General features: G+C 66.3%; 1 pseudogene. It reads left to right on the top strand.

Annotated features, from left to right (window positions below):
• Window positions 1–72: 72 nt before the first annotated feature.
• A pseudogene (locus IY392_RS16595) lies at window positions 73–323 on the top strand (IS5/IS1182 family transposase); the annotation flags it as partial.

The following is a 323-nucleotide window of genomic DNA, read 5'->3' as shown; positions in this document are numbered from 1 at the left end:
CTAGGAGCGTGGGTCAGTAACACGCCAGTTCAGGTCCGCTGATGGGGCGGGTTCGGCGGGATAATTGTCGTCATGGGCGAGGAAGGGTTGTTCGCCGCCGAGGAGTTCCGCGTCGAGCGGGCTGACCGGCAGGGCGAGGTCGAGCCGGTGGGCGCAGGCAAGACATTTCGGGCGTTCGACCCGGGCCAGGGGTTGTTGCTGCCGCCGTCGCTGGATGACTGGCTTCCGGCCGATCATCTGGCACGGTTCGTGGCGGATCTGGTCGATGAGCACCTGGATTTATCGCGGATCTACGTCTCCTACCAGGAGGGGCGCGGGGCCCC

Origin of the sequence: Dietzia sp. SYD-A1, assembly GCF_015356725.1 — a bacterium.
In the GTDB taxonomy this organism is placed as follows: Bacteria; Actinomycetota; Actinomycetes; order Mycobacteriales; family Mycobacteriaceae; genus Dietzia.
This window is presented reverse-complemented; position numbering and strand designations above follow the sequence as displayed.